Origin of the sequence: Nocardioides sp. zg-1308 (assembly GCF_013155375.1) — a bacterium.
Lineage (GTDB): Bacteria > Actinomycetota > Actinomycetes > Propionibacteriales > Nocardioidaceae > Nocardioides > Nocardioides renjunii.
The window spans coordinates 771,780-790,631 of the sequence record NZ_JABJQY010000004.1 but is presented as its reverse complement, the minus strand read 5'-3'; the positions used below and the strand labels follow the sequence as shown (position 1 = coordinate 790,631).

The window sequence follows — 18,852 nt, the reverse complement described above, 5'->3', positions numbered from 1 at the left end:
CCACGAAATCTACCCATGGGTAGCGGCATCTGCCGTGAGACGCGTCCCACCGACACGCTCGACGGACGGGCCGGGGTTGCGGCGCCTGCTGTGTTCGGGTGGACTATGCGCAATCCCCGCCTGTCACAGGCGTACCCGGACATTGGAGGCACTGCGTGAGCTCGACGGTGGGCGACTCTGCCCCGGCGACCGGCACGGGCGATCGGCTGGGGCTCAAGCCCGGCATGGTCGTCCAGGAACTCGGCTGGGACAACGACACCGATGACGAGCTGCGCGTCGCGGTCGAGGACCGGATCGACGCAGACATGGTCGATGGTGACTACGGCAACGTCGTGGACGCGGTGCTGCTGTGGTGGCGCGACGACGACGGCGACCTGGTCGACGGCCTCGTCGACGCGCTGACCGACCTGGTGGGCGGCGGCTCGATCTGGCTGCTGACGCCGAAGGTCGGGAGGCCCGGGACCGTCGACCCGGCGGACATCGCCGAGGCGGCACCCGTCGCGGGCCTGTCGCAGACGACCACGGCCGCGGTCAGCAAGGACTGGCAGGCGACCCGCCTGGTCGCCCCGAAGACGCCCGCGTGACCGGTCGCGGCCTCGCGCGCGCCCTCACCACGAGGGCGGGCGGGGCCGCCACCACGGTCCGGGTGCTCGGCAGGGCGGGCGTGATCCGCGCCCACGGCCCGCGGACGCTCGCCGGCGTCGGCCGCGTGGTGCTCCGGTGGGGCACCGGCCCGGCCGGCGGGTTCGCCGGCCTCGCCGCCCGTGCCCCGCACGAGGTGGGCGTCGTCGACGAGCTCGGCGAGCTGACCTGGGGCGAGCTGCACCGACGCTCGAACTCCCTGGCCAGGGCGCTGTGCGAGCGCGGCGTGGGCGAGGGCGACTCGGTCGCGGTGATGTGCCGCAACCACCGCGGGTTCCTCGACGCCACCATCGCCGTGGCCAAGCTCGGCGCCGACATCCTCTACCTCAACACCTCCTTCGCCGGCCCCCAGCTCGTCGACGTCATCCACCGCGAGGTGCCGAGCATGGTGGTCCACGACGAGGAGTTCACCGACCTGCTGGCCGGGGCCGCCGTCGAGCGGCGCGTGCTCGCCTGGACCGACGGCGTCCCGCCGGCAGGGGTCGAGACGCTCGAGCAGCTGGTGTCGGCGTACGACGAGGGCGACCTGCAGCCGCCGGCACGCCACGCCCGGATCGTGATCCTCACCTCCGGCACCACCGGCGCGCCCAAGGGGGCGCCGCGCAAGGAGGCCGGCATCGACGCCGCGGTCTCGCTGCTCTCGCGGATGCCGTTGCGGGCGGGGTGGCGCACGCACGTCGCGGCGCCGCTGTTCCACACCTGGGGCTTCGCGCACCTCGCGCTGGCGATGCTGCTCGGCTCGACGCTGGTGCTGCGGAGGACGTTCGACCCCGTCACCGCGCTGCGCACGGCGCAGGACGAGCGTTGCGAGTCGATGGTCGTGGTCCCGGTGATGCTCCAGCGGATGCTCGCGCTCGATCCCGGGGTGCTCGACGGGATCGACCTGTCCCGCATGCGGGTCGTGGCGTCGTCGGGCTCCGCGCTGCCGGCCACGCTCGCCGAGGCGTGGATGGACCGCTTCGGTGACAACCTCTACAACATCTACGGCTCCACCGAGGTCGCCTACGCCTCGATCGCCACGCCCGAGGACCTGCGGGCCGACCCGACCTCGGCGGGCAGGCCGCCCCACGGCACGGTCGTGCGGATCCTCGACGAGTCCGGTCGCGAGCTGCCCCGGGGGGAGACCGGGCGGATCTTCGTCGGCAACGCGCTGCTCTTCGAGGGCTACACCCACGGCGGGTCGAAGGAGGTCGTCGACGGGCTGATGTCGTCGGGCGACGTGGGCTGGTTCGACGACGCCGGCCGGCTGCACGTGGCGGGACGGGACGACGACATGATCGTCTCCGGCGGCGAGAACGTCTTCCCGCAGGAGGTCGAGGACTGCCTGGTCACCCACGAGCGCGTGCGGGAGGTCGCTGCCGTGGGCGTCGAGGACGACGACTATGGTCAGCGCTTGCGCGCCTTCGTGGTGCGCACCGGCGAGGTGTCGGACGACGAGCTGCGCGAGCACGTGAGGGTCAACCTGGCGAGGTTCAAGGTGCCCCGCGAGATCGTGTTCCTCGACGAGCTGCCGCGCAACGCCACGGGCAAGGTCCTCAAGCGGGAGCTCGCCCGGCTGGACCGGCCCCCGCACGAGCAACCCGGGGACGACCCGGGGACCGGCACCGAGGACGGCACGAGGGACGGCAAGGAGAAGGCGTGAACGGCGAGGGCCTGTGCATCGGCGACGAGGCACCCGACTTCACGTTGCGCGACCAGTTCGGCCAGGACGTGCGGCTCAGCGACTTCCGCGGGCGCAAGGCCGTGGCGCTGATGTTCTTCCCGTTCGCGTTCACCGGCGTGTGCACCGGCGAGCTCTCCGGCGTGCGCGACCGGCTCGACGAGTTCCTGTCCTTCGACACCGAGGTGCTGGCACTGTCCTGCGACTCGGTCTACGCCCTGCGCAGCTTCGCCGAGGGGGAGGGCCTCAACTTCCCGCTGCTCTCGGACTACTGGCCGCACGGCGCGGTGGCCTCGGCCTACGAGGTGTTCGACCCGGTCAAGGGCGCCCCGCGGCGCTCGTCGTACGTCGTGGACCGGGAGGGCCGCCTGCGGTGGGCCGTGCACAACGCGAACCCGGACGGACGCGACCTCGACGAGCACCTCCGCGAGCTGCACGCCGCCGTCGGTCCGGGTCTGGTCTAGACACCTCGCGGCCTTTTCCGTGAATCCCGGGACGCTGTTGCGGACTGGTGTAATCTTCTTCTTGTTGAGCCGCTGGTGACCCGAGACGCCAGCGGCTCAACTCATTTCTCCCGCGGTCGAGAGCCGGTCCCGGCGCCCCGGGCAGGTCCCGTAGTGTGTGCCACTGCGCGTCGGTAGCTCAGCGGTAGAGCACTCGGTTTACACCCGAGCGGTCGGCGGTTCGAAACCGTCCCGACGCACCGGATCCTCGTGCATGAGAGGCCTCTCATCAGCGCCTCACGGACGGCTCACGCCGCCGCAGCAGTGTCCTCGTCATCGGGCCGACACGGCCCCTGACGAGAGGAACCATGATGAGGAAGCTCCTTCCCACCGCCCTCCTGGGTGTCGCCGGCCTGACCGCGGTCGGCCTGATCGGCATGTCGTCGCCCGTCGTCGCCAGCGGCGCCGACGAGGCCGCCAAGCGCGAGGACGACGCGCCGTCCCTCGTGCTCGTCGCCGACGACGATGACGACGACACCAACGACGACGACGGTGACGACGAGACCCGCACCCGCACCGGCAACAGCCGCGACACCAACGACAACACCGCGAGCAACGTCACCGGGGTCAGCCGCGACCGCGACAACAGCCGCGGCGACAACACCCGTGACTGGACGCGCGACGGTGGCGACAAGACACGGGACAGGACGGCCGGCAACACCAACGACCGCAGCCGCAACGACACCCGCGGCTGACGCGGCCGACCAGACGCGACGACACGGGACGACAGGGGAAAGACGATGGGCACGCGCGACGACGGCTGGCACCTCGGGGAGGGCGACCTCCTCGCTCCGGGGCTGAGCGCCCTGAAGCGCCTGGGCGGGGGAACCGCGTACGAGGCGTGGCTGTGCTTCGACGAGGTCACGTGGTCGGCGGTCGTCGTCAAGGTCCTGCGTCCCTCCCAGGTCGACGACGAGTCCTCCCGGCGCGGGCTGCGCCGGGAGGTGCTCGCGCTCGCCACGATCAACCACCCCGTCGTGGTCCGCGGGCTGCGCGACGGGCAGCACGGCGACCGGCCCCACGTCGTCCTCGAGCACATCGACGGCCCGCGGCTCTCCAGCCTGGTCCGTCGCCATGGCCGGCTCCAGGAGCAGCAGTACCTGCCGCTGGCGATCGACGTCGCCTCGGCGCTGCACTACCTGCGCCAGGTCGGCTGGACGCACCTCGACATCAAGCCCAGCAACGTGATCATGGGCGCCCCGGCCCGTCTCATCGACCTCTCGGTCGCGCGTCCCGAGGAGGACGCCCGCCGGCTGCGCCACCCCATCGGCACCGACGCCTACATGGCTCCCGAGCAGTGCGACCCGACGGCGCCGGGCGGAGCGGTGCCGTCGTACGCCTCCGACGTCTGGGGGCTCGGCGCCACGCTGTTCCACGCCGTCGCGGGTGTCCGGCCGTTCGCCCACGGCGACCCGGACGCCGACGACGTGCGCCTGCGCTTCCCGCAGCTGGTGGCCGACCCGGCGCCGCTCCCGGACGACGTGCCGCCGACGGTGGCCGACGTCGTGCACGCCTGCCTGCGTCGCGACCCGGCCGGGCGGCCGCTGCCCCACGAGGTCGCCGACGCCCTCGAGCCGGTCCTGGCGGGGCTGCCCCGCGGGTCGCTGGCCGGCTTCCGGATCAGGGGTTGAGCCGATAGCCGACCCCTCGGACGGTCGAGATCGCGTCGGTGCCCAGCTTCTTGCGCAGGTAGCCGACGTAGACGTCCACGACGTTGGAGCCGGGGTCGAAGTCGTAGCCCCAGACGAGGTCGAGCAGCTGCTCCCTCGTCAGCACCTGCCCGGGGTTGAGCAGGAAGATCTCGGCGAGGGCGAACTCGCGCGCCGACAGCTCGGACTCGCCGCGCGGACCCGAGATGCGACGCGTACGCCGGTCCAGGCGGAGGCCGCCGACCACGACGTCGTCCCCGGTGCTCGGGGCATCGGCGGGGGCGAGCGACCGCAGCCGCAGCCGGATGCGCGCCATCAGCTCGGCGAAGCGGAACGGCTTGGCCATGTAGTCGTCGGCGCCGCTGTCCAGGGCGGTGACCGTGTCGGTGACCGAGTCGCGCGCCGTCAGCACGATGACCGGCATCCGGCTGCCCTGCGAGCGCAGGTGGTCGAGGACCTCGAAGCCGTCCATGCCGGGCAGGCCGATGTCGAGCACCATCAGGTCGAAGCGACCGGACAGCGCCTCGTCGAGCCCGCTCGGTCCGTCGCCGGCCACGGTCGGTTGGTGCCCCTCGGCACGCAGGCCCTTGGCCACGAACGAGGCGATGCGCTCCTCGTCCTCCACGATCAGGATCTGGGCCACGTCGTCTCCTCGATGTGCGGGCCGGGCTGGTGGCGGGGCTGCTGCCGGGGTCGGTGCGGGGGCTGCTGACGTGCCGGTCGTGGCTGGTCGCGGCCCAGGGACCGGTCGGGCAGGACGATCTCGACGTGCGCCCCCCGGGGCTCGGCGTCGGTGATGCGGACGACGCCGCCGTGCGCGTCGGCGATGGCGCGGACGATGCTCAGGCCGAGCCCGAACCCGTCGTCCCCGGCCCGCACGGTGCTGCGACCGAAGCGCTCGAGGACGGCCTCGCGGTCCTCGGGCGGGATGCCGTCGCCGCCGTCGCGGACCCACAACCGGACCTCGCCGTCCTCGCGGGCCGAGCCGACGGCGACCACCGAGCCGGGGTCGGTGTGCTTGACGGCGTTGTCGGCGAGCTGGAGCAGCGCCTGGGTCACCCGCTGCTCGTCGAGCACCGCCCGGCCCCTCGCCGTGCCGTCGAGCCGCCACTCCCGCTCGCCGAGCGCGGTGGCCTTGGCCAGCACCGACCGGGTCAGCGCGTCCACGTCCACCTCGCCGAGGACCAGGAAGTCGTGGCGCCGGCTCTTGGCGAGCAGGACGAGGTCGCCCACGAGCCGCGACATCCGGTCCACCTCGTCGAGCAGCAGCTCGCGGGTCTCGGCCAGGTCCTCGGCGTCGCCGTGGTCGAGCAGCTCGAGGTGCCCGCGGACGACGGTGAGCGGGGTCTTGAGCTCGTGGCCCGCGTCGTCGAGGAACTGGCGCTGGGCGGCGAAGCCGGCGTCGAGGCGCTCGAGCATGCCGTTGATGGTCCGGGTGAGCGCGGTGATGTCGTCGTTGCCGCGCTCGGGGATGCGCCGCGACAGGTCCGTCGCCGTGATCTCGCGGGCCGTCTCCTCGAGCGTGCGCAGCGGCGCGAGCAGCCGGCCGGACTGGAAGGCAGCGATCGTGGTGATGAGGCCGAGCGACAGCAGGGCGATGAGGGCGTACGTCTGCAGCGTCCGGTCCAGCTCCTCGTGCTCGTCGCGCAGGAAGTTGACGATGACCAGCGCCCCGTCGCCCTGGGTGTTGGTCACCGGCACGAGCGTCACCCACGTCTCGCCGAAGGTCGGCGACTCGATGACCCGGGTGCCGCCGGCGTCGGCGAGCTCGGCGAGGGCGTCCTGGTAGTCGGGCTCGTCCAGCACCTCCTGGCCGTAGCGGTTGGCCGTGCGCTCCGGCACCTCGCCGCGCACGTAGCCGACGAGCATCTCGTCGTCGTCGGGGACGTTGCGGGTGAGGAAGACGTTGAGCACGCGGCCGACGTCGTCGAACGGGCGACCGGTGTTGGGGTCGACGCGCAGGTTGCGGAACTCGGCGATCTCCTGCTCGATCTGGTCGTTGACGGCGCGCTCGATGCGCGCGGACTCCAGGGCGTAGACGAGGATCCCGGCACCGGTCATCGCGGCGGCGGTGAGCAGGGCGATGACGGCGGCGATGCGGGTCCGGACGGAGACCTGCGCGAAGCGGCGCGGGGCACCGTCAGTCGTCCCCGCCGTCGTCCCCGTCGTCGTCGGTCTCGTCGTCGGTCGTGTCGTCACTGTCGTCACCGTCATCCCACTCGTCGTCGTCATCCTCGCCGATGGGCGTGGGTTGCGGTGTCACGACCACGGCGTCGTCGCGACCGGAGCCGTCGCGGTCCCCGGGCGTCGGGGACGGCGTGGGGGGCGGCGTCGGGGCCCGCGTGGGGGTCGGCGTCGGGATCGGCCGAGGGGCGGGCTTCGGGGTGGTGCTGGTGGTCGGGCTGGAAGTGCGGGAGTCCGGGCGGGAGTCCTGGGTGGAGTCCGGGGTGGAGTCCGGGGTCGACGGGCCGTCGCGCAGGATCACCGGGCTGTGGTCCCCGGGACCGGGCAGGTCCGGGGTGGCGAGCGACGTCGCGACGTAGGCCGTCACCGGGACCACGAGCACGAGGAGGACCACCCCCTTCACCAGCTGGCTCATGGCGCGATGGTCGCGCCCGGTCGTCGCAGGAGGATGAGACGGAGATGAGAGACCTCTCATCCGGCCGCTCGTCGCGGCCGCGCGACCGTCCGCCGCAGCCGCTGTCGGGGCCCTCGTCGGGGCGGGTGACGCATGCCACAGTGGGATCATGATCGTCCCCTTCAGCGTCACCGACTTCATCGAGCGGGCCGCTGCCGTCTACGGCGAGCGTCCCGGCATCATCGACGAGCCCGACCAGCCCGCGGACCCGCTCGGCACGCTGACCTACGCCGAGGCGTACGAGCTCTCCCGCCGCCAGTCGGCGCGGCTCGACGAGCTCGGGATCGGGGTCGGGGAGCGCGTCGCGATCGTGAGCCACAACTCGGCTCGCCTCCTCACGTCGTTCTTCGGCGTGAGCGGCTCGGGCCGGGTCCTGGTGCCGATCAACTTCAGGCTGCGCGCCGACGAGATCTCCTACATCGTGTCCCACTCGGGCGCACGGGTCCTCTACGTCGACCCGGAGCTCGTCGAGACGCTGAGGGGCATCGACGTCGAGCACACCTTCGTGCTCGGCGACGACGCGTCGATGTATGCCGCCCCCGGGACGGAGCCCAGGCACTGGGAGCCGGACGAGAACGCCACCGCGACGATCAACTACACCTCCGGCACGACGGCACGGCCCAAGGGCGTGCAGCTGACGCACCGCAACCTCTGGACCAACGCGGTGACCTTCGGCCTGCACGCCGGGGTGAGCGACCGCGACGTCTACCTCCACACCCTGCCGATGTTCCACGCCAACGGCTGGGGGATGCCCTTCGCGATGACCGGCCTCGGCGTGCCGCAGGTGGTGCTCCGCAAGGTCGACGGCGCGGAGATCCTGCGCCGGGTCGAGCAGCACGGGGTCACCGTGATGTGCGCAGCGCCGGCGGTCGCCGCCGCGGTCCTCGACGCCGCGCAGGACTGGGAGGGCGAGATCCCGGGCCGGGACCGGGTGCGGATCATCATGGCCGGCGCCCCGCCGCCGACGAGGACCGTCGTGCGGGTCGAGGAGGAGCTCGGCTGGGAGTTCGTCCAGATCTACGGCCTGACCGAGACCTCGCCGCTGCTGACCGTCAACCGCTCACGATCCGAGTGGGACGACCTGTCCGCCGAGGACCGGGCCGCCAAGCTGGTGCGGGCCGGGGCGCCGGCCATCGGCGTACGGCTGCGCACCGACGAGCACGGCGAGGTGCTGGCGCGGTCCAACGTGATCCTCGAGGGCTACTGGGAGCGCCCGGACGAGACGTCGAAGGCGCTGGTCGACGGCTGGTTCCACACCGGCGACGGGGGAGCGATCGGCGACGACGGCTACCTCTCGATCAGCGACCGCAAGAAGGACGTGATCATCACCGGCGGGGAGAACGTCTCCTCGATCGAGGTGGAGGACGTGCTGTTCTCCCACCCGGCCGTCGCCGAGGTCGCGGTCATCGGGGTGCCGAGCGAGAAGTGGGGCGAGACCATCAAGGCGCTCGTCGTGCTGGCCGACGGAGCCACTGCGGACGAGGCCGAGCTGATCGCGTGGTGCAAGGACAGGGCCGCGGGCTACAAGGCGCCGACCTCCATCGAGGTCCGCGACGAGCTGGCCCGGACCGCGACAGGCAAGCTGCAGAAGTTCAAGCTGCGCCAGCCCTACTGGGAGGGCCACGACCGGCAGGTCAACTGAGCCCCGCCGCCCGTCCCCGGCGGATCCTCGATACTGGCGCCATGCCCACCCTCGCCGACGTCGTCGACCTCCTCCACGACTGGTACCCGCCGCGCAGCGCCGACGCCTGGGACGCCGTCGGCCTGGTGGCCGGGGACCCCGCGGCCGAGGTCTCCCGCGTCGCGTTCGCGGTCGACCCCACGCTCGAGGTCGCCCGCGAGGCCGTCGCGTGGGGTGCCGACCTGCTCGTGGTGCACCACCCGCTCCTCCTCACCCCGGTCAGCTCGGTGGCGGCGACCACGCCCAAGGGCCGCACGCTGCACACGCTCACCGCGGGAGGGTGCGCGCTGCTGACGGCGCACACCAACGCCGACCAGGCGGAGGCCGGCGTCTCCGAAGCGCTGGCCTCCGCTCTCGGGCTCGTCGACGCCGTCCCGATCCGGCCCGCGCCCGGCGAGCCGCTCGACAAGGTCGTCGTGTTCGCCCCAGCCCCCTCAGCGGACGCCGTGCGCGCGGCGATGACCGCTGCTGGTGCGGGCCGGCTGGGCGACTACGACTCCTGCACCTGGTCGACGCCGGGCGAGGGCCGCTTCCGCCCGCTCGACGGCGCCTCGCCCGCGATCGGCCGGGTCGGCGACCTCGAGGTGGTCGAGGAGGTGCGGATCGAGGCCGTGCTGCCGCGCGGGCGTCGTACGGCGGTCGTGCGGGCGCTGCTCGCCGCGCACCCCTACGAGGAGCCGGCGTTCGACGTCCTGCCGCTGGCCGACGCCGGCCTCGCCACCACCGGGACCGGGCGGGTGGGCGCGGTGGAGGAGACGACGCTGGAGCAGTTCGCGGCGCGGGTCGCGCAGGCACTGCCCGCCACCGCCCACGGCGTACGGGTCGCCGGCGACCCGGCCCGCCGGGTGCGGCGGGTCGCAGTGTGCGGCGGCGCAGGCGACTTCCTCCTCGACGAGCTCGCCCACGGCGATGCCGACGTCTACGTGACGAGCGACCTGCGGCACCACCGCGCGGGTGAGTTCCTCGAGCACGGCGGGCCGGCGCTGGTCGACGTCGCGCACTGGGCGGCCGAGTGGACCTGGCTCCCGGTGGTGGAGGCTCGGCTGCGCCGGGCGCTGGGCGATAGGGTCGAGACCCGGGTCAGCACGCTGTGCACGGACCCGTGGACGTTCCGTCCTGGCAGCCATGAGTCGTCACCCCAGTCGTCACCGAAGCAGGAGGGCCGTTGAAGGCCGATCCCACCCACCAGGTCGCGCTCCTCGACGTCGCCGAGCTCGACTCGCGCGCCGCGCAGCTGCGGCACCAGCGCACGCACCTGCCCGAGCTGGCCGAGATCGCCGCGCTCGAGGCCGAGCGCACCGCGCTCACCGACCAGGTGCGCGACGCCCGGATCGTCGTCGACGACCTCACCGTCGAGCAGGCGAAGGCCGACCGCGAGGTCGAGCAGGTCAGGACGCGCCGTGAGCGCGACCGCAACCGCATGGACACCGGGCAGATCACCAACCCCAAGGACCTCGAGCGGATGCAGCACGAGCTGGTCTCGCTCGAGCGGCGCATCAGCAGCCTCGAGGACTCCGAGCTGGAGGTGATGCAGGCCCTCGAGGAGGCCCAGCAGGTGCTCGACGGCCTCGGGATCCGCGCCGAGGACATCGACGCCCGCCTGGCCGAGCTGGTGGCGGCGCGCGACGAGCGGCGCGCCGCCATCGACGCCTCGCTGGAGGAGGTCACCGCCGCGCGGGGACCCGCCATCGACGGCATGCCCGACGACCTGATGGCGCTCTACGAGCGGCTGCGCGAGCAGAAGGGCATCGGCGCCGCGCTGCTGCGCGCGCGCCAGTGCGGGGGCTGCAACATGACCCTCGACGCCTCCGAGCTCTCCCGCATCCGCTCCGCCCCGGCCGACGAGGTCATCCGGTGCGAGGAGTGCCAGCGCATCCTGGTGCGCACCGACGAGTCGGGACTTTGAGAGCGGCGACCCGTGCGCTACCTCGACGCGGAGCTGGTCGCAGCCCGCGGTCGTACGTCGCTGCGGGCCCGCGTCGGCCGGCTGCGGGCCAAGGCGTGGGTGATCGGCCAGTGCGCGGTCGCCGCCGGGATCGCCTGGTGGCTGGCCGCCGACGTCTTCGGGCACCGGCTGCCCTTTTTCGCGCCCATCGCGGCCGTGGTGTCGCTGGGGATGTCCTACGGCCAGCGCCAGCGGCGGGTCGCCGAGGTCACCGTGGGCGTCGCCCTCGGGGTGCTGCTGGGTGACGTCGTCACCCACCTCATCGGCTCCGGAGGGCTCCAGATCGCGCTGATCGTGGCGGTCGGCATGTCGATCGCGCTGCTGCTCGACGCCGGCCAGCTGCTGCTCATCCAGGCAGCGGTGCAGGGCATCGTCGTGGCGGCGCTCGCCCCGGCGCCGGGGGATGCGTTCCTGCGGTGGACGGACGCGCTCATCGGCGGGGCCGTGGCGCTCGCCGCGGCGACCATCGTGCCCCGCGCGCCGCTGCGGCGCCCACGCGACCAGGCGGCCGTCGTGGTCCGCAAGATCGCCGAGCTGCTCCGCTCGTCGGCGGACCGCATCGGTGACGGCGACGCGGAGGCGGCCCTCGCGGTGCTGCGCGACGCCCGCCAGACCGACTCCCTGATCGCCGAGCTGCGCGCGGCCTCGCAGGAGGGCCTGTCGGTGGTCAGCTCCTCGCCCTTCCGGCGGCACCACGGCGAGCACCAGCGCCAGCTCGCCGAGCTGGTGGAGCCGCTCGACGTCGCCCTGCGCAACACCCGGGTCGTGGTGCGCCGGGTGGCGGTGGCCGCCCACCGCCGCGAGCCGGTGCCCGCGTCCTACGCCGCGCTCATGCGCGAGCTCGCCGACCTGGCCGACCGGGTCGCCGACGAGCTGGTCGAGGACCGGATGGCCACAGCCGTGATCGAGGACCTGGTGGCGCTCGGCCGGGCGACCGCGACGGTCGAGCGGAGCGAGGACCTGTCGGCGGAGGTGATCCTCGCCCAGGTGCGCTCGATCATCGCCGACCTGCTGGCGCTGTGCGGGATGGACCCGCTCGAGGCGACCGACGTCATCCCGCTGCGCTGAGGTCCCTCAGACGTCGGTGACGACCACGTCGAGCTGGGTCCCTCTGGCGGTCGGGTGGCCGACCTCGACGGTCCAGCCGAGCCGGGTGAGGGTCTCGGCAAGGGCCTTTGGTGTGCGCGGGTCGGCGCCGTCCTCGAGCAGCGCGCGGACGATGCGTCCCTTGGTCGCCTTGTTGAAGTGGCTCACGACGGTGCGGCGGCCGCCGGACTCGTGGAGGACGCGCACGGTCGCGACCCGGCGACCGACGTCCGCGGCGGGCCGCCAGAAGGCGGCGTACGTGCTGGAGCGCAGGTCGACGAGCAGCCCCGAGCGCATCGCGTCGGTGACGGCGTCGCCGAGGACCTCGCGCCACACGCCGGCGACCGACCCGACGCCGGGGAGGACGGCGTCGCCGGAGAGCCGGTAGGCCGGGATCCGGTCCCCCGGCCGGACGATCCCGAACAGCGAGCTGGTGACCGCCAGCCGCGACGTCGCGCGGCGGCGGGCGGCGGGGGAGAGGGTGGCCGGACCGAGGGCGTCGTAGAGGACACCGGTGTAGATCGCGTCCGCCCGCGCCGTCGGGGCGGTGGGCAGGCCGGCGTTGCGCTCGACGAGGTCGCGCTGCGCCGGACTGAGGCCCAGCACGCCCGCGGCCTTGTCGGGGTCCTCGCGGCACAGGGTCGTGAGGGCCTCGAGGAGCGTCGCGCGGGTCCCGGTCAGCGCGGGCGAGGACAAGGAGGCGAGGTCGAGGGGCTTGCCGCGGCGCGGGGCGGTCTTGCCCTCGCTCGGCGGCAGGAGGATCAGCACGCGGGCAAGCGTAGAGCGCGCTGCTGTCGCGCCCGGCTAGGGTCGGGACATGCCGAGCAACCGTGTGGTGAAGGTCCGGTCGACCGGGGAGAGCGTCACGGCGCAGGAGATGCGGGACGGCATCGCCGCCATCCAGCAGGAGATGAAGCTGTCCGCGGCCTTCCCCGACGCCGTCGAGGAGGCGGCCGCAGCCGCTGCGGCCGCGCCGCGGCTGCCCGAGCTGGACCGCACGGACATCGAGCTGGTCACCATCGACCCCGAGGGCGCGCGCGACCTCGACCAGGCGATGCACATCGCACGCGACGCCGACCACCCCGGCGGCTACGTCGTCCACTACGCCATCGCCGACGTCGCCGCATTCGTCACGGCCGGTGACCCGGTCGACGTCGAGGCCAACCGCCGGGGCGAGACGCTCTACGGCGCCGACTCGAAGATCCCGCTGCACCCGAAGGTGCTGTCCGAGGGAGCGGCCTCGCTGCTTCCCGACCAGGTGCGTCCGGCCCTGCTCTGGACGATCCGCGTCGACGACGTCGGTGAGGGCGTCGACGTACAGGTCGAGCGGGCGCTGGTGAGGTCCCGGGCCCAGCTGTCCTACCTCGAGGTGCAGGCCGACCTCGACGCCGGACGCGCGCCCGAGCTGATCGGCCTGCTGAAGGAGGTCGGCGAGCTGCGGCTGGCCCGCGAGGCCGCCCGCGGCGGCGTGTCGTTGCCGCTGCCCGAGCAGGAGCTCGTCGAGACCGGTGACGGCCACTGGGAGCTCGAGTTCCGCCGCCTCACGCCCGTCGAGAACTGGAACGCGCAGATCTCCCTGCTCACCGGCATGGCCGCGGCGTCGCTGATGGTCTATGCCCGCGTCGGCATCCTGCGCACGCTGCCTCCCGCCGACCCCCGCGACGTGCAGCGGCTGCACCGCACCGCGCGGGCGCTGGGCATCGAGTGGCCGGCCGAGCAGCTCTACCCCGACTTCATCCGCACCCTCGACCCGTCGCGGCCCACCCACGCGGCGATGATCGTGGCCTGCACCCGGCTGCTGCGCGGCGCGGGCTACGTCACGTTCAACGGCGAGCTCCCCGAACAGGCGCAGCACTCGGCGCTCGCCTCGGAGTACGCCCACGTCACCGCGCCGCTGCGACGCCTCGCCGACCGCTACGCCGGCGAGATCTGCGTGGCGCTGTGCGCCGGCACCGAGGTCCCCGACTGGGTGATCAGCGCGATGGCCGAGCTGCCCGACACGATGACCAGCTCCGGCCGGCGCGCCAACCAGTACGAGAACGCCGTGGTCAACCTCTGCGAGGCCGAGCTGCTCAGCGACCGGGTCGGCGAGACCTTCACCGCGGTCGTCGTCGACCTCGACGAGAAGGACAAGAAGAAGGGCGACATCACCATCCAGGACCCCGCCATCGAGGCGAGCGTCGTGGGCTCCGCCGACCTCCCGCTGGGGGAGGAGGTCACCGTCGAGCTGGTGCAGGCCGACCCCCGCACCCGGACGGTGGAGTTCCGCCTGGCGTGAGGCGTACGGCGGCCCGCGCGGCGCGTCGGCCTGTCGGGCAGGACGAAGTCCGCGCGAGCCGCGGGTCGTACGCTCGCCTGCCCTCTGGTCCCGGGGTTCGTCCTGTCTGACGGGCCGCCTGTGGAGAGCGACGGCGCGCGGTGCGCCGGACTTGGCAGGCTGGCGCGATGGACCCGGTCGAGGCGCTGCAGCGACACGGCGGCGTGGCCAGCCACGCGCAGCTGCTGCGGCTGACGACGCGCCGAGCGCTGAGAGGCGCGGTGCGCCGGGGGACCGTCCTCAGGGCGTCGCGGCACCGCTACGTGGTGCCCACCGCCGAGGACGCCCGTCGTGCGGCGTCCGCGCTCTCCGGCGTGGTGTGCCTGCGGAGTGCGGCGGCCCACCACGGTTGGGCGACGAAGGAGCAGCCTCCGGAGCCGGAGGTCGCCGTCAACCCACGGCGCCACCTGGCCGCGAGCCGGCGGGAGGGCGTACGCGTGGTGTGGATGCCGGTCGCGGAGGACGACCTGGTCACCGGCGTGACCGGCCCGCTCAGGACCGTCATCGACTGTGCCCGTCACCTTCCCTTCGACGAGGCGCTGGCGATCGCAGACTCCGCGCTGCGGACCGGATCGGTCAGGCGCGCCGAGCTCGACGGCGTACGTGTGCGCGGCGCCGGTGCGGCGGCCGTACGTCGGGTGCTGGTGTACGCCGACGGGCGGGCTGCGAACCCGTTCGAGTCCGTGCTGCGGGCGCTGTGCATCCTGGCGGGGCTCGAGGTGGAGCCCCAGCAGGCGGTCGACCTCGGGTCGGGCACCGTCCACCCGGACCTGGTCTCACGGGCGCTGAGGGTCGTGCTGGAGGCGGACTCCTGGACGTTCCACGCGACCCGCGCGGCGCATGCCCGCGACTGTGCGCGCTACAACCTGCTGGTGATCCACGGCTGGCGCGTCTTCCGCTTCACGTGGGAGCAGGTGATGCTCGACCAGGCCTACGTCCGGTGGGTCCTCGCGCAGGTTGCACGGCCTGTCGAACAGGAGGAAGCCGGCGGTGGGTGGGCGGTCCCCGCGTGACGAGGGACGCGTCTGAGGGTTCGTCCTGTCCGACAGGCCGGGAGTGGGTCGGCCTGTAGGCCGGGTTCTGTCCCGCTGACGCGGGGGCGACCATCCATCTGCGACGACCGTTGCCGGCCGCCTGGTGCGATCTACCCGGATGCTCGGGCGGGCCGCCCTCGAACGCATCCTGTCTGATCTTGCTCCGGGTGGGGTTTGCCTAGCTGCGCCGGTCGCCCGGCGCACTGGTGGTCTCTTGCACCACCGTTTCACCCTTACCGCCCGGCACGCCGGGAGGCGGTCTGTTCTCTGTGGCACTGATCCCGCGGGTTGCCCCGGGTGGCTGTTGGCCACCACCCTGCCCTGTGGAGCCCGGACCTTCCTCGACCCGCCACTTCGGGTCAGACCCGGAGGAACGAGCCGCGGCCGCCCGGCCGACCCACTCGCGGAGGAGTCTAGGGGTGGGTCAGGACCTCGGCGCCATCCGCGGTGACGAGGAGCGTGTGCTCGAACTGGGCGGAGCGCCGCCCGTCCTGGGTGACCACGGTCCAGCCGTCGTCCCACATGTCGTAGTCGGGGGTGCCGAGGTTGAGCATCGGCTCGATCGTGAAGGTCATCCCGACGCGGATCTCGTCGTCGAAGCGCGGGTCGTCGTAGTGGGGGATGATCAGGCCGGAGTGGAACGAGGTGCCGATGCCGTGGCCGGTGAAGTCGCGGACGACGCCGTAGCCGAAGCGCTTGGCGTAGGCCTCGATGACGCGTCCGATGATGTTGACCCGGCGGCCGGGCTTGACCGCCTTGATCGCCCGGTCGAGCGCCTCGCGGGTGCGCTCGACGAGCAGGCGCGTCTCCTCGTCGACGTCGCCGGCCAGGAAGGTGGCGTTGGTGTCGCCGTGCACGCCGTCGATGAACGCGGTGATGTCGATGTTGACGATGTCGCCGTCCTCGACGACCCGGGAGTCGGGGATGCCGTGGCAGATGACCTCGTTGACGCTCGAGCACAGCGACTTGGCGAAGCCGCGGTAGCCCAGGGTCGAGGGGTAGGCGCCGTGGTCGCAGAGGAACTCGTGCCCGATGCGGTCCAGCTCGTCGGTGGTGACCCCGGGTACGACGTGCGCGCCGACGAGCTCGCGTGCCTGCGCGGCCAGCCGGCCGGCGATCCGCATCCGCTCGATGGTCTCGGCGTCCTTGACCTCCTCGCCGGTGAAGCGCTGGGGCGCCGGGCGGTCGACGTACTCCGGGCGGGGGATGTGCGCCGGGACGGCCCGGCGCGGGGAGATGGTGGCAGGGGCGACGACAGGCACGTGCGCGAGTGTAGTTTCGGGTCATGAGCGAGAACGAATACTGGTTCTGCCTGACCCACCACGCGGTCGAGGGCCGGGACGGCTGCAAGAACTCCGACCGCCTCGGGCCCTACGCCACCGCCGACGAGGCGTCGCACGCGCTCGAGAAGGTGGCCGAGCGCAACGAGGCGTGGGACAACGACCTGGAGTGGAACGACGACGAGCCCGGGCCGGACGGTCGGGTCAGCGAGCGCTGATCACTTCTTCTTCTTGCCCTTGCCCGGCGCAGCCGACTGAGCGGCGTCCGCGGCCGCACGCACGCTCTTCAGTGCCTTCTTAATGCTCTTGTCCAGGGTCTTGGTCAGCTCGGCGATCGCCGCCTCGTACTGCTGGCTGACGCGGGCGGCGGTCTCGGCGGCGACCCGCTCGGCCGTCTCCGAGGCGACCTTCTGGACCAGCGCCGCCGTCGCGACGGCCTGCGCCCCGACGTCGGCGGCACGCTCGGCGGGGGACCGCCGGGCGGCCGTGGCGACCGGCTTGGTCGACGGGGTGGTCCTGGCGGTGCCGCTCCCGCCGGCCGGCGCCTTCTTGGCGGTCGTCTTCTTGGCAGGGGCCTTCCTCGCCAGCGCCTTCGTGGCGGTCGACTTCTTCGCGGGCGTCCTCGCGGTCGCCGACTTCGTGGTCGCCGACTTCGTGGTCGCTGACTTCTTGGTCGCCGTCCTCGTGTTCGCCGACTTCGTGGTCGCCGACTTCTTCGCCGGCGACTTCCTGATCGTCTTGCTCGTCGCAGCCGTCTTCTTGACCGGGGTCTCGCTCACCGCTCACTCCTCGCGTCGCTGGATGCCTGATCCTGCCGGTCCCGGAGGGCGTTGTCACCGGGGGTTGCGTCCCGGCGTGCTCGTCCAAGCGCCGGACGACCGGCGCGGACAGGAGTGAGGACGGGAGCTAGAAGGTGTGGTCGGGCCCGGGGAACGTGCCGCCGCGCACGTCGTCGGCGTAGGCCCGGGCCGCGTCGAGGAGCACGCCGTGCACGTCGGCGTACTGCTTGACGAAGCGCGCCATCCGGCCGGTGCGCAGGCCGAACGCGTCCTGCCAGACCAGCACCTGCCCGTCGCAGCCCGCGCCGGCGCCGATGCCGATCGTCGGGATGGTGAGCTCCTTGCTGATCTGCTCGGCCACGTCGCCGGGCACCATCTCCATCACCACGGCGAACGCGCCGGCCTCCTGGACCGCCCGCGCGTCGGCGACGACGCGGTCGCTCGCCTCGCCGCGGCCCTGGACGCGGTAGCCGCCGAGGGTGTGCTCGGACTGGGGCGTGAAGCCGATGTGCGCCATGACGGGGATGCCGCCCTGCGTGCACTTCTGGATGACCGGTGCCATCTCGGCGCCGCCCTCGAGCTTGACGCAGTGCACGCCGGCCTCCTTCATGAACCGGACCGCCGTGAGGTAGCCCTGCTCGGGGGACGCCTGGTAGCTGCCGAAGGGCAGGTCGCCGACGACCATCGCCCGCGTGACCGACCGGGCGACCGCGCGGGTCAGGGGGAGGAGCTCGTCGACGGTGACCGGCAGCGACGTCTCGTTGCCGTAGACGTTGTTGGAGGCGGAGTCGCCCACGAGGAGGAGGTCGATGCCCGCCTCGTCGAACGTCGCCGCGGTGTACATGTCGTAGGCCGTCAGCATGGTGATCTTCTCCCCGCGCTCCTTCATCTCGCGGAGATGATGGGTGCGGACCCGCCGGACGGGGGCCGCGGGGGGAGCGGCCGGGCCGGAGCCGTAGGGGGCGGTCTCCTCGGGCTGTGCGGGCTGAGCAGGCTGTGCGGACTGTGCAGACATCGTGCGCTCCTCGTCGTCTCGCAGCTCCCCGGTGGAGTCCACGGACCGTTCGTCAGGCTAGTGCCGAACCCGCGGGTACGTCCGTGTGGCGGCGCTCACACGCGGCGCGACGGATCACTCGACCAGCGTGCGGGCGGGCTGGAGGTTCTGCGCCTCCACGTAGTCCTCGTCGTCGCCGCTGTAGCGGTGGCACGGACCCTGGAAGCTCATCGACCACGTGCCCGGCGCCTTGGCCGCGAGCTGCTGGGAGAAGTCGAGCTCGACCCCGCGGCGTACGACGCTGACGTGGCCGTCGGCCTGCGTCTCGTCGTCGAAGCCCCCACCGACGAGCGCCTCGCGGACGGCCTCGAGCTGGGCCGCACCGTCGCCTTCTGGAGCGGTGAGCGTCCCGCCACCCTGGAAGCGGTGCCCGACGCCGCCGGGGCAGCTGTTCCACTTGCCGTCGACCACGGCGGTGGTGGCGCCCAGCGCGTCGCGGGCCAGCGGCACCGCCTCGTCGACGGTGTCGACGACCTCCTGCTCGCGGGTCTTCGCGGGCACCTCGTCGCCCCCGAGGCTGCAGGCCGAGGTGGCGCCGAGGAGCGCCGCGAGCGTGAGCAGGGTGAGTGCGGTGCGCATGGCAC

The 18,852-nt window shown here is 73.0% G+C and carries 20 protein-coding genes, 1 tRNA gene and 1 other RNA gene; 13 read left to right on the top strand and 9 right to left on the bottom strand.

All coding sequences use genetic code 11. The features are described from left to right. Positions 1-155: 155 nt before the first annotated feature. The 6 genes from HN031_RS18510 (at position 156) to HN031_RS18485 (ending at position 4,436) form a co-directional block, all read left to right on the top strand. Positions 156-584, top strand: coding sequence for a DUF3052 domain-containing protein (locus tag HN031_RS18510; protein WP_172273602.1), 429 nt, complete (start codon positions 156-158; stop codon positions 582-584). Continuing rightward, positions 581-2,284 (top strand): AMP-binding protein, encoded by a 1,704-nt coding sequence (locus tag HN031_RS18505; RefSeq protein WP_172273599.1) that lies wholly within the window; start codon positions 581-583, stop codon positions 2,282-2,284. The genes HN031_RS18510 and HN031_RS18505 overlap by 4 nt, the downstream gene beginning before the upstream one ends. Continuing rightward, the gene (locus HN031_RS18500; protein ID WP_172273596.1) at positions 2,281-2,766 is read left to right on the top strand and encodes a peroxiredoxin; all 486 of its coding nucleotides are present in this window, start codon (positions 2,281-2,283) and stop codon (positions 2,764-2,766) included. The genes HN031_RS18505 and HN031_RS18500 overlap by 4 nt, the downstream gene beginning before the upstream one ends. A 167-nt stretch (positions 2,767-2,933) precedes the next feature. Beyond that, positions 2,934-3,005 (top strand) — tRNA-Val (locus tag HN031_RS18495). Positions 3,006-3,116: 111 nt separating this feature from the next. Then, positions 3,117-3,500 (top strand): hypothetical protein, encoded by a 384-nt coding sequence (locus HN031_RS18490; protein ID WP_172273593.1) that lies wholly within the window; start codon positions 3,117-3,119, stop codon positions 3,498-3,500. 45 nt (positions 3,501-3,545) lie between these two features. Beyond that, entirely contained in the window at positions 3,546-4,436 is an 891-nt protein-coding gene (locus HN031_RS18485; RefSeq protein WP_172273590.1) for a serine/threonine-protein kinase, read from the top strand. On the opposite strand, the gene HN031_RS18480 is transcribed toward HN031_RS18485, so the two are convergent. The 3 genes from HN031_RS18480 to HN031_RS21140 are packed head-to-tail and all read right to left on the bottom strand — an operon-like array spanning position 4,426 to position 7,053. Continuing rightward, on the bottom strand, positions 4,426-5,097 hold the full coding sequence (locus HN031_RS18480; protein ID WP_172273587.1) for a response regulator transcription factor: 672 nt from the start codon (positions 5,095-5,097) through the stop codon (positions 4,426-4,428). The two genes, HN031_RS18485 and HN031_RS18480, sit on opposite strands and share 11 nt — an antisense overlap. Next, complete coding sequence (locus HN031_RS18475; RefSeq protein ID WP_367650816.1) at positions 5,082-6,653, bottom strand: ATP-binding protein; 1,572 nt, start codon at positions 6,651-6,653, stop codon at positions 5,082-5,084. The genes HN031_RS18480 and HN031_RS18475 overlap by 16 nt, the downstream gene beginning before the upstream one ends. Then, positions 6,595-7,053 (bottom strand): hypothetical protein, encoded by a 459-nt coding sequence (locus HN031_RS21140; protein WP_216652536.1) that lies wholly within the window; start codon positions 7,051-7,053, stop codon positions 6,595-6,597. Before HN031_RS21140 ends, HN031_RS18475 begins: the two co-directional genes overlap by 59 nt. A gap of 148 nt (positions 7,054-7,201) precedes the next feature. Here HN031_RS21140 and HN031_RS18465 point away from each other — a divergent pair, with 148 nt between their 5' ends. The 4 genes from HN031_RS18465 to HN031_RS18450 are packed head-to-tail and all read left to right on the top strand — an operon-like array spanning position 7,202 to position 11,786. Beyond that, a complete protein-coding gene (locus HN031_RS18465) occupies positions 7,202-8,734 on the top strand; it encodes an AMP-binding protein (RefSeq protein ID WP_172273581.1) in 1,533 nt (510 codons plus the stop codon). A gap of 41 nt (positions 8,735-8,775) precedes the next feature. Beyond that, positions 8,776-9,942 carry a Nif3-like dinuclear metal center hexameric protein gene (locus HN031_RS18460; RefSeq protein WP_172273578.1) on the top strand — a complete coding sequence of 389 codons (1,167 nt, stop codon included), beginning with the start codon at positions 8,776-8,778 and terminating at the stop codon, positions 9,940-9,942. Beyond that, positions 9,939-10,679, top strand: coding sequence for a zinc ribbon domain-containing protein (locus tag HN031_RS18455; RefSeq protein ID WP_172273575.1), 741 nt, complete (start codon positions 9,939-9,941; stop codon positions 10,677-10,679). Before HN031_RS18460 ends, HN031_RS18455 begins: the two co-directional genes overlap by 4 nt. A gap of 12 nt (positions 10,680-10,691) precedes the next feature. Further along, positions 10,692-11,786, top strand: coding sequence for an FUSC family protein (locus HN031_RS18450; protein ID WP_172273572.1), 1,095 nt, complete (start codon positions 10,692-10,694; stop codon positions 11,784-11,786). A 6-nt stretch (positions 11,787-11,792) separates the two neighbouring features. Here the strand turns inward: HN031_RS18450 and yaaA are convergent, their stop codons facing one another. After that, positions 11,793-12,572 carry a peroxide stress protein YaaA gene (gene yaaA / locus HN031_RS18445; RefSeq protein WP_172273569.1) on the bottom strand — a complete coding sequence of 260 codons (780 nt, stop codon included), beginning with the start codon at positions 12,570-12,572 and terminating at the stop codon, positions 11,793-11,795. A 49-nt stretch (positions 12,573-12,621) separates the two neighbouring features. On the opposite strand from yaaA, the gene HN031_RS18440 reads away from it, so the two are divergent. Together HN031_RS18440 and HN031_RS18435 are read left to right on the top strand one after the other, a co-directional pair. Next, complete coding sequence (locus HN031_RS18440; RefSeq protein WP_172273566.1) at positions 12,622-14,082, top strand: RNB domain-containing ribonuclease; 1,461 nt, start codon at positions 12,622-12,624, stop codon at positions 14,080-14,082. A gap of 167 nt (positions 14,083-14,249) precedes the next feature. Then, the gene (locus HN031_RS18435) at positions 14,250-15,134 is read left to right on the top strand and encodes a DUF559 domain-containing protein (protein ID WP_172273563.1); all 885 of its coding nucleotides are present in this window, start codon (positions 14,250-14,252) and stop codon (positions 15,132-15,134) included. A gap of 40 nt (positions 15,135-15,174) precedes the next feature. Here the strand turns inward: HN031_RS18435 and rnpB are convergent. Continuing rightward, positions 15,175-15,555: RNase P RNA component class A (gene rnpB, locus HN031_RS18430), an RNA gene on the bottom strand. 13 nt (positions 15,556-15,568) lie between these two features. Then, complete coding sequence (gene map, locus HN031_RS18425; RefSeq protein WP_172273560.1) at positions 15,569-16,417, bottom strand: type I methionyl aminopeptidase; 849 nt, start codon at positions 16,415-16,417, stop codon at positions 15,569-15,571. Positions 16,418-16,440: 23 nt separating this feature from the next. Here map and HN031_RS18420 point away from each other — a divergent pair, with 23 nt between their 5' ends. Then, on the top strand, positions 16,441-16,653 hold the full coding sequence (locus HN031_RS18420) for a hypothetical protein (protein ID WP_172273557.1): 213 nt from the start codon (positions 16,441-16,443) through the stop codon (positions 16,651-16,653). Here HN031_RS18420 and HN031_RS18415 read toward each other — a convergent pair whose 3' ends face one another. From HN031_RS18415 to HN031_RS18405, 3 genes are all read right to left on the bottom strand, one after another. After that, positions 16,654-17,214, bottom strand: coding sequence for a hypothetical protein (locus HN031_RS18415; RefSeq protein ID WP_172273554.1), 561 nt, complete (start codon positions 17,212-17,214; stop codon positions 16,654-16,656). It abuts the gene before it with no gap. 127 nt (positions 17,215-17,341) lie between these two features. Next, the gene (gene panB, locus HN031_RS18410; protein ID WP_172273551.1) at positions 17,342-18,229 is read right to left on the bottom strand and encodes a 3-methyl-2-oxobutanoate hydroxymethyltransferase; all 888 of its coding nucleotides are present in this window, start codon (positions 18,227-18,229) and stop codon (positions 17,342-17,344) included. Positions 18,230-18,343: 114 nt separating this feature from the next. Next, positions 18,344-18,847, bottom strand: a complete 504-nt coding sequence (locus HN031_RS18405; RefSeq protein WP_172273548.1) for a hypothetical protein — start codon at positions 18,845-18,847, stop codon at positions 18,344-18,346. Positions 18,848-18,852: the final 5 nt, after the last annotated feature.